Raw genomic sequence first — 15036 nt, forward strand, 5'->3', positions numbered from 1 at the left:
GGGCTCAGCCCTGCGCAGCGATCTGCTGGGCGATGGCCATCTGCTGCCGTGCCTGCTCGAGATGCAGCAGCTCGACCATCCTGCCATCGACCCGGATCGCGCCCTTGCCGGCATTTTCGGGCAAGGCGAACGCAGCGATCACCGCCTCGGCGTGCGCCAGCTCGTCTGCGCTGGGCGAGAAGACCGCGTTGCACGGGCCGATCTGGTCGGGGTGGATCAGTGTCTTGCCGTCGAAGCCGAACAGCAGCCCCTGCTCGGCTTCGGAAGTAAACACATCGAGATCGCGGAACTCGTTGCACACCCCGTCGAGGATCGCGACGTTGTGCGCGCGCGCCGCACCCACCGCCAGCGTCAGGATCGGTAGGAAGGGCGTGCGCTCGGGCGTCAGCCTTGCCCGCATTTCCTTGGCGAGATCGTTGACCCCCATCACGAACAGCGACAGCCGCGTTCCCGCCGACAGCGCCGCGAGCGCATCGAGGTGCGGCACCACCGCACAGGTCTCGATCATCGCCCACAATTGCAGCCGCGATGGCGCATCAGCGAGCGCAGCGTTGCACGCGGTGATGTCGGTCGGACGATAGACCTTGGGCACCAGCACCGCGTCGATATCGGCATGCGCAACGGCGGCGAGGTCATCCTTGCCCCAGGGCGTGTCGAGCGCATTGATCCGGATCGCCAGCTCACGGTTGCCGAAACCGCTCTCTGCCGCGGCAGCGATCGCGGCATCACGCGCGTCCTCCTTGGCCTCGGGCGCGACCGCGTCTTCGAGATCGAGGATGATCACATCGGCAGGCAGGCTGCGCGCCTTGGCGATCGCGCGCGGGTTGGAGGCGGGCATATACAGCGCGCTGCGCCTGGGTCTTGCGATGTCGGACATGGGGCCTCCTGTGATCAGGCCCGATTAGCACCCAGATAGCGGAAGGCAACCACGGTGAGGTCGTCGCTGGGGTCGGTGCCCGCCTCGAACGCACGCACGGCGTCGCACAATGTGGCGACCATTTGAGCCGCGCTCGACTGATCGGCGACCAGCGCATCGCGGGTCCGCTGGGTGCCGAACAGTTGCTCGTGCGCGTTCTGCGCCTCGGTCACGCCATCGGTGATCAGCACCAGCGCCTCGCCGGGCAGCAGCGTGAGGTGTTCGGACGGCCAAGGATAATCCATGATGCAGAATGGAGGACCACCCTCGAGCGGCTCGTCAATCACCTCGCCCGCGTTGGTGATCCGCAGCGGATTGTCGTGCCCGGCATTGACCATCTCGACCCGCCCGGTGGCAAGATCGATCAGGCATAGCAGCATCGTCAGCCCCAGCGCATCGCCGCTGTCGCGCATCAGCTCGGCGTTGAGCATCGCGGCGGTATCGGCCAGATCGCCGGGACTGCGCAGCATCGCGCTGCGCGACAACGCCTTGGACAATGCCATGAACAACGCGGCAGGCACGCCCTTGCCGGTGACGTCGGCGATCAGGATCACCACTCGGTCCTTGTCGAGCGGGATGATGTCGTAGAAATCCCCGCCCACCGACTTGGCCGCTTCGAGTTGCGCGGAGATGTCGATGCGCGGGTCGAGCCTGGCCAACGCGGCGCGGTCGGGCAGCATCCCCAGCTGGATAGCGCGAGCGGCGTCCAATTCGCCTTCGGTGCGGCTTTGCGCATCGCGCAGCACCGCGCGCTCGCGCCTCGCCTCGCGGAACAGCGCGCCGAACACCGCGAGCGCCGCGCCGCTGCCCAGCAGCAGCGGGCGAACGGGATCGAACAGTGTGTCGGCAAAGCGGAACAGCATCCAGCTCGCCAGCGGCAGGATCACGACCGCCGCCGCCAGCACGCCCCATGTCATCCGCCCTCGCGTCTGGCGCGCGGCGAGCAGCAGCAGGATGATCGCGAGCAGCGCGCCTGCCGCCCATTCCGCCACTTGGGCCCACGCGGGGCGCACCAGCCAACCGCCGCGCCGGATCGCGTCGGCCGCCTGCGCCTGCACCAGCACGCCGAACATCTCCGATCCCAAGGGCGTCGCGACGATGTCGGGCGACCCCTCGGCGGTCAGCGAGACGATCACGATCTTGCCGCGCAGCTGGGTCAGATCGAAGTCCTCGGACAGGATCTCGATCGCCGAATAGACATGGGCTTGCGGGATTTCGGCAAAGTGCAGCCGCATCCGGCCCTCACTGTCCACCGGGATAGCGCGGTCGCCGACCCGCAACATGCCAGGGGTCAGCGTGATCTCAGCATCCGCGCCGCTCTGCTGCTCCAGCGCGACCCGCGCCAGCTCGAGCGCCAGCCCAGGCACCACCGCATCGCCTGTCTGCAGCACCAAGGGCACGCCGCGCACCCGGCCGTCGCCATCGGGCTTGCCGTTGAGCAGCCCGAAGCCCGCCGCGCGCTGCTCGAGCGTATCGAGGTTGCGCTGCACCAGCGGAAAGCGGGGCATGGCAGCGGGCGGCTTGCCGGTGATCGTCGCCCATTGGCTGAGCTCGGCAGGGTCGGCGCCGCCCAGCGTGACCCCGGCGCGGCCGAGCACCACCGGCGCGGTGCTGATCGCTTCGGCAAACTCGTCGTCCATGCTGCCCAATTGGCCGAGCCAGGCTTCGGCCGCAGCGCTGTCGGGCGGATAGAGCCGGGAAAACCGCGAGGGGCTGACCGCATCGGGCTCGGCAAAGATGATATCGAAGCCGATCGCGCTGGCGCCGCCTTCGGTGAGACGCTGGGTCAGCGTCGCGAATACCCGGCGCGGCCAGGGCCAGCTGCCGATAACATCAAGGCTCTCATCGCCGATCGCGACGATGCGCACATCGCTGGCCGAAAGGTCGCGCGGGGCGATCCGCTGCCAGCCATCGAAAACCGCATTCTGCACCCGCGGGCTAAGCGCGAGGCTCAGCAAGGCTGCTGCGGCAAACCCCGCCAGCGCCGCCAGCCACAAGGTGCGCGAGGGGAGCGCAGCCGCGCTAGAGGGCGACTTCAAGGCCGTCATAGGCGCACAGCACCTCCAGCGGAGCATGCTCGCGGGTCAGTTCCTCATAGCGGATGCTCTCGGCGTGCATCCGCGCGATGTCGGCATCCGAATAGACCGGCTCGTGGTGGAACAGCGCCAGCCTTTTTGCGCGCGCGCCATGGCACAGGTCGATCGCGACGATGTTGCTCGAATGACCCCAGTCTTCCTTCATCGAGACGCTGTCGGCGAGCGAATACATCGTATCGCAGATTACGAGATTGGCGTTGCTGAAGAACGCCTCGACATCGGCCTCGCCTTGCATCTTCTCCATCTTGTGCTCGCTGTCGGTGCTGAACACCGCGACCTTGCCGGCGGCGTCGGTGAAGCGATAGCCGAAGCTGCTGTGCGAATGGTGCTGCTCCATCACCTCGACCTGCACCACGCCGATCGAATAGACCTCGCCGGGCTCGAGCGTGCGGAACTCGATCTTGGCGCGCAGCCAATCGAACGCCACCGGGAACGAAATTTCCTCCTGCTGGCGGCGGAGCGCAGTCTCGGCATCGGCATGGCCCGAATGGATGATGATGTGCGCATTGGGGTCGAACGCAGGCACGAAGAACGGGAAGCCCATGATATGGTCCCAGTGCAGGTGCGACATGAAGAAGTGATAGACCCGCGCATGGCCACCGGCACAACGGCGCATAGCATCGAGTCCGAATCCGCGAAGCCCGCTGCCCATGTCGCAGATGATGAACGGATCGCCCGCATCGGAATCGCCCGCCTCGATCTCGACACAGGTGGTCGCCCCGCCGAAGGTGCCGCCGGTGGCGAAGTCCAGTTCGTCGCGGGTAAAGGCGCGGGCCTCATCGATATCGGCAAAGCTGCGGCCCGATGCGGCGAGCAGTGCGTGAGCGACCTTGTCCTGCACGATCGACGCTGTCGCCGCCACCGGCAAGGACCCGCGTGTTCCCCAGAACCGGACCAGCATCCGCACCCCCCCTTGGTTTTAAGGACCCTGCTAAAGCACGCCCTCGATCGTATCGCTTACCGTAAACAGCTTGTCGTAGCGGCTGATCGCCAGAATTTCGCGCATCACCGCGTTGGGCCGCGCCAGTGCCATGGTGACGCCGGCGGTATCCGCCTGGCGCTTGGCGAGTGTGAGTGCGCGCAGACCGCGCGACGACATGTAATCGAGCCCGGCGAAATCGACGATCAGCTTGCGGTTCGCCGACTCGGCGGCCATCGCCACGCTCTCTGCCAGATGTTCGGTGAATGCCTGCGCCGTTGCCTCGTCAACCCGGCCATCAGGGCTCGCGACGATACACCCCTGCTGCTCGGTGCTGGACCATTGCATGTCTTCTGCCTTTCGCATCACGCACGAAGACTAGCTGCAAATTAACCTCGTGGGAAGTTGCCCTGAACATGGCTGGGGTGATGATAGGAAAGGGACCGTTTGCCGTCCGGCATCCAGCCCGCTAGTGTCAATTGCAATGGACACATCACCCGCGCCCAACCCGCACATCCTGACGGTCGATTTCGCCCCTGCCGTCCCGCGCACGCTTTGCACCGATTGCGGCATATCGCGGACCAGCGACCCCAAGGCGTGCGGGCGGGCGTGCCAGTTCATCCAGCCCGATTACCCGAAGCTCGAACGCCAGGTGCATGGCCGCGCGCGCGACGCTGCCAAGGGGGACGAACTGTTCTTCGGCCACTATCGCCGCATGGTGACGGCCGAGCTGGTTCCGCCTTCGCCGGGCGCGCAATGGACCGGCATCACCACCCGCATCGGGGCGCGGCTGCTCGAAACCGGAGCGGTCGATGCGGTGCTGGCGGTCGGTCCGCACCCCGATGATCGCTGGCGGCCGCTGCCGATGCTGGTCACGCGGGCTGAGGACATGGCAAAGGTGCGCGGCATGCGCATGGGCTATGCCCCCTTGCTGGCGCTGCTCGAGCCCGCGCGCGCGGCAGGGCACCGGCGGATCGCGGTGATCGGCATCCCGTGCCAGATTCACGCATTGCGCGCGCTCGAGGCGGAGCTGGGGTTCGATCGCATCTACGTCATCGGCACGCCGTGTTCGGACAACACCACCACCGAGAACTTCCATACGTTCCTGGGGCTGCTCTCCGACGCCCCAGAGACGATCAGCTATTTGGAGTTCCGCGCCGACTATCATGTCGAGCTGCGCTTCGATGATGGCAAGACCCGCGAAATCCCGTTCCTGCAGCTGCCGATTTCGGACCTGCCGGGCGATTTCTTCCCGCTGACCTGCCGCACCTGCGTCGATTACACCAATGTGCTCGCCGACATCACGGTGGGGTACATGGCGGGGCGGGGCAATCAGTGGCTGCTGGTGCGCAACGCGCGCGGCGAGGAGCTGATGCAGCTGCTCGGCGACGAACTGCGCACCGCCGAGGTGACCAGCGCGGGAAAAAGGGCAGGGCCGGTCAAGGGGTTCAAGACCAACACCGAGCTTGCCGCAGGCGGGCTGCCGTTGCGGCGGATGCCCAAATTCATGCGCAAGGTCTTCGGCTGGCTGATGCCGCGCGTCGGTCCGCGCGGGAGCGAATTTGCTCGCGCGCGGCTCGAGATGAAGGCGGTCGAAACCGTGCTCCACCTGCGCCGCGCTGCGCCGGCCAAGATGAAGGCGATGATCCCCGATCATGTCTGGACGCTGGTCAAGCCCTACGGGATCGAGCCGGAGCCGGGGGAATGGCGCGAGCGGGGTGAGACCTGACGCATATTGCCCGTCACCCCCGCGAAGGCGGGGGTCCCGCTTCTTTGCCACCGTCGCGCACAAGCGGGATTCCCGCGTTCGCGGGAATGACGGTGAGTGTTGTTGAAACTAACTGCGCTTTACCGCGATCCAGATGGTGTGCCGTGCGCCGCGCCCCGATGCGGTGGCGCGGACGGTCTCTTCGGTCACGTCGAACCCCGCCTTGCGCAGCCTTGCGGTAAAGCGCGGATCGGGCCCGCTCGACCAGACGGCCAGCACCCCGCCGGGACGCAGTGCCGCGCGGGCTTCGGCAAGGCCGACAAGCGTGTAGAGTGCATCGTTGCCTTCGCGCGACAGCCCGTCGGGGCCGTTGTCGACATCGAGCAGGATTGCGTCGAAATGGGTTTTGGAGGCGCGGATCAGCGCGCCGACATCCTCGATGCGGACCTGCACCTGCGCACTGTCGAGCGTGCCATCGTGCAGATGCGCCATCGGTCCGCGTGCCCAGTCGACGATTTCCGGGACAAGCTCTGCGACCGAGATCGTCGCTAGCGGGCCGAAGGCGGCCAGCGCTGCCCGGAGCGTGAAGCCCATGCCCAGCCCGCCGATCAGCACGCGGGGTTTGGTGACCCCTGTCAGCCGGGCCTGTGCCAGCGTGGCGAGCGCCTCTTCCGAGCCGCTGAGCCTGCTGTTCATCAGCTCGTTGGCGCCGAGCATGATCGAATATTCGCTGCCCCGGCGGATCAACCGCAGCGGGTCGCCACCACCCGGAACATCAGCGGTGGCGAGGAGCTCGCGCGGGACCATGAGGGTAGACCGGTGTTATCTGCGCTTCTTGCGCGCCGCATAGCGCGCATCGCGCTTGAGCTTCTTTTCAGCCTCGGTCTCGACTTCCTGCAGCGCAGCCTGCTCGGCCTCGGCCTCGGCAGCGGCGATCTTGGCAGCGGCATCCAGCTTGGCCTGCTCGCGCTCGGCGATCTTCTCGGCACGCTTGGCGGCCTGCGCTTCTTCCTTCGCGGCTTGCGCGGCGAGACGCTGGGCGACCACTTCGGGGTCGGGGGCCGGCTTGGCTTTCAGCTTGTCGAGTGCAGCCTGACGCGCCTTCTGCGCGAGCGCCTGCCGCTCCTGAAACCCGGGGTCTTTATACGATGCCATAGAGATGCAATTCTTTATTCTTGAACCAGAAAGGAATACAGGCACCGTTGCAGGGAAGGGGGAGTATCAATCCAGCCCACGCTGCGCCGGGTCAAAGCCTGCGCGATGACAGGCCTTTAGTCCAGTCAGGCAAAGAACGCAAAGCGGGAAACCGGCAGAGGCAATCTCAACCGGTCGGCTCAGCCGCCATTGCACATAGGGCCGCCGGTGCAGACATTGCCCGACTCGACGATGTCCCGCGCGTTGCGGTTGCCCTTGTCGCTCATCGCGCGCCATTCGGCGACGGTGCGGCACACCTTGGTCTTGCGCGCCAGCGAACCGGTCACCTCGACCTTGCGGCAGCGGATCTTGTCGTCATCGGCCGTCGACTCGTCATTCGCAGCCGCTTCCTTGGCAGAAGCGGTCACGCTGGCAGCGGGAACCCAGGCGCACGAAGCGGCCAGGGCAACAATCATTGCAATATTCTTCATCGGGATGATGTCCACTTCAACCACGGGCGCGACCGCAGACCCAATCCTGCCAGCTCCCCACCCTTATAAACGGATGTTATCATGCTGCATTGCGGAAAACAAATATCTTAAAACGCATGACTTGCAACATTTTCGGATAGGTTCAGCCCAGATTGGTGTTGAACCCGCTGGCATCGGCGGCCGAAAAATACCCGCAGATGATCTCCTGCTCGGCGGTGGTCAGATGCGGGTTCCACACATCGAAGATCAGGACGGCGCGATGGGTATCACTGTCGTTCCAGGCTTCGTGCTCGATGGTGTCGTCAAAGGCGAAGGCCTTGCCGACCTGCCATTCGCGGGTTTCCCCGCCGACGCGAAACCCGCAACCCGACGGAACCACCAGCGGCAGGTGAATGATCGCCCGGGTATTGGTGACCCCGGTGTGCGGCGGAATGCGCGTGTGCGGATTGAGGATCGAGAAGAAGGCTGTCGGGGCGCGGCCGGGGATATGGCTTTGCGGAATTCTGGCCAGCGCCGCTGCGGTGTGCGGGCAGCGATCGAGCACAGGCTGGTTGGGGGCGCCGTATTCCCACAGGAAGCAGGCGCCCCAGGCGAGCGACTGGTCCAGCGTCGACCATTTGCTTTGCGGGCTGCCCTTCTCCATCCGCACATAAGGCCGCAGCGCATCGCCGGGGCTGGCAAGCAGCGCTTCCATCTCGGCGCGGATCAGCTCCGTGCTGGCTTCGATATCGGCAAACCAGGGGAAATGCGCTTCGTCGAAGAACTCGTCGGCGGGCAGGAACGGATAATGCAATCCATGGCATTCGTTGGTGTAAATCTTGCGTTTGCCCAGCGCGGCATCGACGAACGCCCGCGCCCGCCGGCTGCCTGGCAGGTCCATCCTGGCGCTGAACGTGCCCAGATCATGGGTAATGCGCTGTTCGATGCGGCTCGAGCAGGCGTCGGAAAAACGCCTGCCTTCCGCCAGCACCGGTGCGAGTGAATCAGGAAGCGGGTCGAGATGCGTGGCAAGCTGCAACACCGCCTGCCAGGCGGCAAATGCCTGTGGCTCATCGTTCAGCCGCTGGTGCAGTTCGGCCTTGCGCAGCCATGCCATGAAATCGCGGCGGTCCGCATCGATCGCTGCGTCGAGCGCCGCCAGTTCGCCTGCATCGTCCCCCAGCGACCGCTTGGCGGTGGCAAGGTTTCGCCAGAGTGCGGTCGCTGCCGGGTCTGCCGCCACCGCGCGGGTGAAGGCGGCCGCCGCATCTGCATAGCGCCCTTCGCGCAATGCCGTCATCCCCGCGCTGTTGAGCGCCACCGGATCGACCGCTGCTGCTGGTACTGCTCCGTTCATGCTTGTCCCCCGACCACGTCCTGCTTGCCACGCTGTCGGCAGCTTGGCAAGGATTGCCGCCATGACGAATTTCCAGCCTGAGGCGGCCGACGAAAAGCGCGGCATCGTCCGCGATTCCCGGTGGCACGCGCACCGTTATGATGCGGCGCAGGACGCCTTCCAGTTCCGCCAGGTGAGCCGCGAGGCGCACCGCCAGGCGACCTTCCTGACCGACGAATATCTGGGCGAATCGTCGCGGACTGTTCCGGTCCCCAGGGTTGAAGCTCTGGCAGCCGGGGCAGAGCGCGCGCGCGTCCATTTCATCTTCCATTCCGCGTTCTGTGCCTCGACCATGCTGGTGCGTGCGCTCGACGTCCCGGGCATGGCCATGGGCCTGTCCGAACCGATGCTGTGCAACGACCTGATGGGCTGGCGCTGGCGCGGAGCGGAGCGTCGGCAGGTCGCCGCCGTGCTCGATGCATCGCTGGCGCTGCTGCAGCGCCCGTTTGGCGCGGACGAAGCGGTGGTGATCAAGCCCTCCAACATCTTCAACCCGCTGATCGGCGCGGCCATGGCGCTGCGGCCAGACGCGCACGCCGTGCTGCTTTATGCTCCGCTGCCCGTGTTTCTGGCGTCGGTTGCGCGCAAGGGGCTGTGGTGCCGCCTGTGGGCGCGCGAATTGCTTGAGGGTCAGCTGCGCGAGGGCACGGTCGATCTGGGCTTTGGCCCGGCGGATTATTTCCGGCAAAGCGACCTGCAGGTGGCGGCGATCGGCTGGCTGGTGCAGCATCGCATGTTCGCGCAGATCGCCGGGCAGCTGGGTCCCGAGCGGGTCCGCACCCTCGACAGCGAAACCCTGACCGGCCGGAAGGCAGATGCGCTGACGGCGGTGACCCGGCACTTCGGGCTGTCGCAGGCGCCTGAAATCCAGGCAGCGATGCTGGCCGGCCCGGCGCTGTCGAGCCATTCGAAATTCGGCCAGAGCTTCAGCGCCGACGATCGTGCCGCCGAACAGGACTTCGCCCGCCGCGCTTATGGCGACGAGATCGACAAGGTGCATGCATGGGCGCTGGAAGTCGCGCGGGTCAATGACATCGCAATGGATCTAGCCCACCCGCTACTGCCCTGATCCAGTCATCGCACAGTAATTCTCTGGCCAGTCTCACCTTTGGTGCAACATATTACATCGCACGCCGGAACCAGTTGGTCGCTGTTCCGTAACCCATGGCATGATCGCCCACCTGGCGCATCGCAAAAAAAACGGGAGACTGAACATGGGTTTGATTCTGGCACTGATCATGGGCGGCATCATGGGCTGGCTCGCCAGCAAAGTGATGAACCGCGATGCACAGATGGGTATCTTCTGGAACGTCGTGGTCGGCTGTGTCGGATCGGTCCTCGGTCACTTCCTGCTCGGCAGCCTGCTCGGTGGCCAGGGTCTGCGCGGCAATGCGTTCGATCCGCTGACTCTGCTCACCGCCTTTATCGGTGCGGTCATCCTGCTCGCGATCGTCAATCTGGTCCAGCGCGGTCGCGCACGTTAATCGGGCGCAGCGGACCAGCCTTTACTTCAAAATGCTGATCTAGACACGGGAGGCAGCGGGCGACATCGCCTTGCTGCCTCTCGTTTTGTTGTGCGCGACGGTTCGACAATTGCCACGACCACAGTCCCGTTCTAAAGGCACCGCTGCTGCGGGAAGCTTTATTGGCTTGCACGCGGTGACTTAATTGGATAACACAGTGCCATGAAAACCGGATGCCGCAGCTGCTGCATTTCGGGATAAAGCCGCCGGATCAGGGCAGGCCTGGCTCTCGCTCTGCGGGGTTCGGCGCGCTACGGGGCATGTGGCGGCGTGGTTTGGACGGATCGGTCAATGAATTACGAAAGCAGCATGAGCGGCGATACGATTAGCGCGCGCAGCGAAGACCTTTACGGGTCCGAAGCGGACGAGGCCGTGAAAAAGTCGCGCCGCAACAAGATCATCGGCGCCGTCATAGCGATTGCGCTGTTGATTGCTGCAGGCGTGTATTTCTTTGGCGGCGATGCCGATACCGCAGCAGGCGAAGCGGCGAGCGCCGGTGCAGGCGGCAGTGATTCGCAGGCACCGGCGGTTACCGTGATCGTGCCGGGCTCGGGATCGGTCGAGCGGGTGATCAACGCAACCGGAACGCTGGCGGCGCGCCGCGAAATGCCGGTCGGCATCGCCGGCGAGGGCGGCCAGGTCGTCCGCGTGCTCGTGCAGCCGGGCGACTGGGTGAAAACCGGGCAGGTGCTGGCGATCATCGATCAGGACGTCCAGACCCAGCAGGCCCGCTCGCTCGCAGCGCAGATCCAGGTCAACCAGGCCGATGCCGTGCTTGCCCAGAGCGAACTCGACCGTGCGCTGCAGCTGGTCGATCGCGGCTTCATCTCCAAGGCCGATGTCGATCGTCGCCGCGCCACCCGCGATGCTGCCGAAGCGCGGGTCGAGATTGCGCGCGCGCAGCTGCGCGAAGCGCAGGCGCGCAATGGACGCCTTAACATCCGTGCGCCCGAAGGCGGTCTGGTGCTCGAGCGCAATGTCGAGCCTGGCCAGGTCGTGGGTGCGGGCACCGGCGTGCTGTTCCGTCTGGCGGCCGGCGGCGAGATGGAACTGCGCGCACAGATGGGCGAGGCCGATCTTGCCAACCTGACGGTCGGCGTGCGCGCCGAAGTCCGTCCCGTCGGTGCAGGCCAAACCTTCACCGGCCAGGTCTGGCAGCTGCTGCCGGTGATCAACGAAACCTCGCGCCAGGGCATCGCTCGGATCGCTCTGTCCTATGACAAGGCGCTGCGTCCAGGCGGCTTTGCGAGCGCTGCAGTCATCAGCGGTTCTTCGCAATCGCCGGTGCTGCCCGAATCCGCAGTGCTCAGCGACGACAAGGGCAGTTATGTCTATGTCGTCGGCAAGGACAACAAGGTCGAGCGGCGCGACGTGACCACCGGAACGGTGACGCCGCGCGGCATCGCGATCGCAAGCGGCATCACCGGCGCGGAGCGGGTGGTGCTCTATGCGGGCGGATTCCTCAATCCCGGTGAAACGGTGCGTCCGCAAATGCAGGGCGCCAAGCGGAGCTGATCGCTTCACCGTCGTCGAACGCGAGCATGCATTGGTCGAGGCAGGGCGGTGGAGCTTTGCCCATGCGGGCATGGCCATATTGCTGCATTGCTTGCGCGGCCGCTGCATCTGGCTGTATTGGGATGGCGTAACTTTGAATGGGCCGGGTATCATCCGGGTTGAGGATTGAGCGATGAATTTCAGGAACATGTCGGCCTGGTCGATCCGCAACCCGATCATCCCGCTGGTCTTCTTCACAGGACTGCTGTTCGCGGGCATCCTCAGCTTCATGCGGATGGACGTGGTCAACAACCCGGACATCGACTTCCCGGCAGCGCAGATCACCATCTCGCAGCCCGGCGCTGCGCCGACCGAGATCGAAAACCAGATCACCCAGCGCATCGAGGCAGCCGTGCGCTCGATCAACGGCGTCAAGAACATCAGCTCGACCGCCAGCGAGGGCAGTTCGAATACGTTTGTCGAGTTCGAGATCGGCACCGACACCATCGAGGCGGTCAACGAGGTCAAGAACGCGGTCGACCAGATCCGCGGCAGCCTGCCCGAAGGCATCCTCGAGCCGTCGGTGCGCAAGGTCGATGCGACCGGCGAGCCGATCGCCTATTTCGCGGTCGAAGCCGACGACATGACCATCGAGCAATTGAGCTGGTTCGTCGATGACACGGTGACCAAGCGGCTGCTGTCGATCGATGGCATGGCCGAGGTCGATCGCTTCGGCGGGGTTGATCGCGAAATCCGGGTGATCCTCGATCCTCAGCGGATGCAGGCGCTGGGCGTCACCGCGAGCGTGGTCAACAATGCGCTGCGCCAGATCAATGTTGATGCCGCAGGCGGCCGCGCCGATGTCGGCGGCACCCGCCAGTCGCTGCGCGTTCTGGGCAATGCCGACACCGCGTTCGAGCTGTCGCAGATCCAGGTTCCGCTGGGCGGCGGGCGCACGATCAAGTTGACTGACGTCGCGACCGTAACCGATGGCTTTGGCGAACCCACCTCGATCAGTAAGGTGCGCAACAAGGAGGTGGTGAACTTCGCGATGACCCGCTCCAAGGGCGCATCCGACGTTACCGTCTATGATGACGCCATCAAGGCGATGGACGAACTCAAGGAGCAGAATCCCGGCGTCAGGTTCATTCGTTTGGGCTCGAGCGTGGATTACACCAAGGGCCAGTATGAAAGCTCGATCGCCTCGATGATCGAAGGCGCGGTGCTCGCCGTGGTTGTGGTGTTCTTCTTCCTGCGCGACTGGCGCGCGACGATCATCTCGGCAATCGCTATCCCCTTGTCGGCGATCCCGACGTTCTGGTTCATGGATCTGCTGGGCTTCAACCTCAACTTCCTCTCGCTGCTCGCTTTGGGGCTGGTGGCAGGCGTGCTGGTCGATGACGCGATCGTGGAGATCGAGAACATCGTGCGACACATGCGCATGGGCAAATCGGCCTATCAGGCCTCGATCGACGCTGCCGACGAAATCGGCCTGGCGGTGGTCGCGACCTCGTTCTGCATTGTTGCGGTGTTCCTGCCGGTGGGCCTGATGCCGGGCATTTCGGGCCAGTTCTTCAAGAATTTCGGCATCACCGTCGTGGTCTCGGTGCTGATGAGCTTGGCCGTCGCGCGTATGATCACGCCGATGGTCGCGGCCTATTTCCTCGAGGCCAAGGGCCACGCCGCGCACGGCGAGGGCAAATTGATGGACCGCTATATGCGGATGCTCAACTGGTCGCTCGATAAGCGTCGTGCGCAGGCCTATCGCGGCGAGAACCCGGGTTTCGGGCGCAAGTTCATCTCGATCTTTCTTGATCACCGTATCTGGATGATGGGAATCGGCCTGCTGGCGTTTCTCGTCACGATCGTGCTGTTTGCCAGCACCCCGGCGCAGTTCCAGCCGACCACGGACGAAGACAACAGCCGCATCCAGATCGAGATGGTGCCGGGCACCACGCTCGAGCAGACGGAGGTGGTTGCCGACAAGGTGGCCGCGATCATGTACCAGCAGCCCGAGGTCGAACGCGCGCTGATCCGCATCCGCGAAGGCAACGGCACGATCTTCGTGACGCTGAAGAAGGATCGCAAGAAGAAGTCGTTCGACTTCGAGCGCGACCTGGCGCCGACGTTGCAGAGCATTCCCGATGCGCGCGTGACCTTTGCCTCGCAATCGGGTGGCGGCGGCACCAACCGCGACATCTCGATCATGCTTACCGGGTCCGACCCCGATAAACTCTACCAGACCGCTGGGGTCCTGGTGGAGCAGATGAAGGGCCTCAAGCAGATCACCGGACCACGCGTGAACGCCGACATGCGTCGCCCGGAAATCATCATCAAGCCTCGTGCCGATCTGGCTGCGCAGCTGGGTATCACCACCGCCGCGCTCAGCCAGGCGATCCGCATCGCGACTTTGGGCGAGATCGAGCAGAACTCGGCCCGCTTCTCGCTGTCTGATCGCCAGATCCAGATCCGTGTCGTGCTGCCCAAGGAATCGCGCAACGATTTCAACACGATCCAGAACCTTCCGGTGCAGACTGCAGCAGGCGGCTCGGTGCCGCTCAGCCGGGTGGCGGATATCTCGTTTGGCTCGGGCCCGACCACCATCCAGCGCTACAACCAGGAACGGCGTGTCTTCGTGGGTGCTGACCGGGCGCCGGGCGTGGTGACCGGCGAGGCGATGACCGCGATCAACAATCTGCCGATCATGAAGAACCTGCCGACAGGCGTGGGCAACAAGCCGTTTGGCGAACAGGAATGGCAGGCCGAGCTTGCGGTGAACTTCATCATCGCGCTGGTCTCGGGCGTGCTGCTGGTGTTTGCGGTGCTGGTGCTGCTTTACAAGAGGCTGATGTCGCCGCTGGTCAACATGGGTTCGCTGGCGCTTGCGCCTCTTGGCGGCATCTTCCTGATCTGGGTGCTCGGCGAGCCGCTTTCGATGCCGGTGCTGATCGGGGTGCTGATGCTGCTGGGGATCGTGTCGAAGAACTCGATCCTGCTGATCGACTTCGCCATCGAGGAAATGCACCGCGGCGTGCCCAAGCTCGAGGCGATCCTCGAGGCCGGGCACAAGCGCGCGCAGCCGATCGTGATGACCACCGTGGCGATGACCGCAGGCATGGTGCCCACCGCTCTGTCGCTCTCGGGCGATGGCGCATGGCGCGCGCCGATGGGCATCGTCGTGATCGGCGGGCTTGTCGTCTCTACGCTGTTGACGCTGGTGATCGTGCCGGCGGGCTTCAGCCTTGCCGATGGCGTGGAAAAGCGCGTCGGCCCGTGGCTGCGCAACAAGTTCCTTACCTACAAGCCCGGCGATAACGCCGATGATAAGGCGTTGATGGCTGGGGGCAAGCCGCACGGGATTCAGCCTGCGGAGTGAGCGG

The 15036-nt window shown here is 64.9% G+C and carries 13 protein-coding genes; 5 read left to right on the forward strand and 8 right to left on the reverse strand.

The features are described 5' to 3' along the window. Nucleotides 1–4: 4 nt before the first annotated feature. Genes ACK4R0_RS10420 through ACK4R0_RS10435 form a run of 4 tightly spaced genes read right to left on the reverse strand, consistent with a single transcriptional unit; the run spans nucleotide 5 to nucleotide 4279 of the window. Nucleotides 5–877 carry an HpcH/HpaI aldolase/citrate lyase family protein gene (locus tag ACK4R0_RS10420; RefSeq protein ID WP_409673864.1) on the reverse strand — a complete coding sequence of 291 codons (873 nt, stop codon included), beginning with the start codon at nucleotides 875–877 and terminating at the stop codon, nucleotides 5–7. 14 nt (nucleotides 878–891) lie between these two features. Beyond that, on the reverse strand, nucleotides 892–2964 hold the full coding sequence (locus ACK4R0_RS10425) for a CHASE2 domain-containing protein (protein WP_409673865.1): 2073 nt from the start codon (nucleotides 2962–2964) through the stop codon (nucleotides 892–894). Further along, nucleotides 2939–3913: an MBL fold metallo-hydrolase gene (locus ACK4R0_RS10430; protein ID WP_409673866.1), complete on the reverse strand. Its 975-nt coding sequence runs from the start codon at nucleotides 3911–3913 to the stop codon at nucleotides 2939–2941. Before ACK4R0_RS10430 ends, ACK4R0_RS10425 begins: the two co-directional genes overlap by 26 nt. Nucleotides 3914–3943: 30 nt before the next feature. Further along, nucleotides 3944–4279 carry an STAS domain-containing protein gene (locus ACK4R0_RS10435; RefSeq protein WP_409673867.1) on the reverse strand — a complete coding sequence of 112 codons (336 nt, stop codon included), beginning with the start codon at nucleotides 4277–4279 and terminating at the stop codon, nucleotides 3944–3946. 136 nt (nucleotides 4280–4415) lie between these two features. Between ACK4R0_RS10435 and ACK4R0_RS10440 the strand changes: the two genes are divergently transcribed. Next, complete coding sequence (locus ACK4R0_RS10440; protein ID WP_409673868.1) at nucleotides 4416–5660, forward strand: Coenzyme F420 hydrogenase/dehydrogenase, beta subunit C-terminal domain; 1245 nt, start codon at nucleotides 4416–4418, stop codon at nucleotides 5658–5660. Between the two features lie 108 nt (nucleotides 5661–5768). On the opposite strand, the gene ACK4R0_RS10445 is transcribed toward ACK4R0_RS10440, so the two are convergent. From ACK4R0_RS10445 to ACK4R0_RS10460, 4 genes are all read right to left on the reverse strand, one after another. Continuing rightward, complete coding sequence (locus ACK4R0_RS10445) at nucleotides 5769–6446, reverse strand: spermidine synthase (protein WP_409673869.1); 678 nt, start codon at nucleotides 6444–6446, stop codon at nucleotides 5769–5771. Nucleotides 6447–6461: 15 nt separating this feature from the next. Continuing rightward, nucleotides 6462–6794 (reverse strand): DUF6481 family protein, encoded by a 333-nt coding sequence (locus tag ACK4R0_RS10450; RefSeq protein WP_409673870.1) that lies wholly within the window; start codon nucleotides 6792–6794, stop codon nucleotides 6462–6464. Between the two features lie 179 nt (nucleotides 6795–6973). Next, nucleotides 6974–7264 carry a hypothetical protein gene (locus ACK4R0_RS10455; RefSeq protein WP_409673871.1) on the reverse strand — a complete coding sequence of 97 codons (291 nt, stop codon included), beginning with the start codon at nucleotides 7262–7264 and terminating at the stop codon, nucleotides 6974–6976. A gap of 142 nt (nucleotides 7265–7406) precedes the next feature. Beyond that, the gene (locus tag ACK4R0_RS10460; protein WP_409673872.1) at nucleotides 7407–8600 is read right to left on the reverse strand and encodes an aspartyl/asparaginyl beta-hydroxylase domain-containing protein; all 1194 of its coding nucleotides are present in this window, start codon (nucleotides 8598–8600) and stop codon (nucleotides 7407–7409) included. 61 nt (nucleotides 8601–8661) lie between these two features. Here ACK4R0_RS10460 and ACK4R0_RS10465 point away from each other — a divergent pair, with 61 nt between their 5' ends. From ACK4R0_RS10465 to ACK4R0_RS10480, 4 genes are all read left to right on the forward strand, one after another. Next, the gene (locus ACK4R0_RS10465; protein ID WP_409673873.1) at nucleotides 8662–9708 is read left to right on the forward strand and encodes a hypothetical protein; all 1047 of its coding nucleotides are present in this window, start codon (nucleotides 8662–8664) and stop codon (nucleotides 9706–9708) included. Between the two features lie 145 nt (nucleotides 9709–9853). Continuing rightward, a complete protein-coding gene (locus ACK4R0_RS10470; protein WP_409673874.1) occupies nucleotides 9854–10123 on the forward strand; it encodes a GlsB/YeaQ/YmgE family stress response membrane protein in 270 nt (89 codons plus the stop codon). Nucleotides 10124–10453: 330 nt separating this feature from the next. Further along, on the forward strand, nucleotides 10454–11677 hold the full coding sequence (locus ACK4R0_RS10475) for an efflux RND transporter periplasmic adaptor subunit (protein WP_409673875.1): 1224 nt from the start codon (nucleotides 10454–10456) through the stop codon (nucleotides 11675–11677). Nucleotides 11678–11849: 172 nt separating this feature from the next. Next, nucleotides 11850–15032, forward strand: a complete 3183-nt coding sequence (locus tag ACK4R0_RS10480; RefSeq protein WP_409673876.1) for an efflux RND transporter permease subunit — start codon at nucleotides 11850–11852, stop codon at nucleotides 15030–15032. Nucleotides 15033–15036: the final 4 nt, after the last annotated feature.

Origin of the sequence: Blastomonas sp., assembly GCF_046294995.1 — a bacterium.
Classification (GTDB): domain Bacteria; phylum Pseudomonadota; class Alphaproteobacteria; order Sphingomonadales; family Sphingomonadaceae; genus Blastomonas.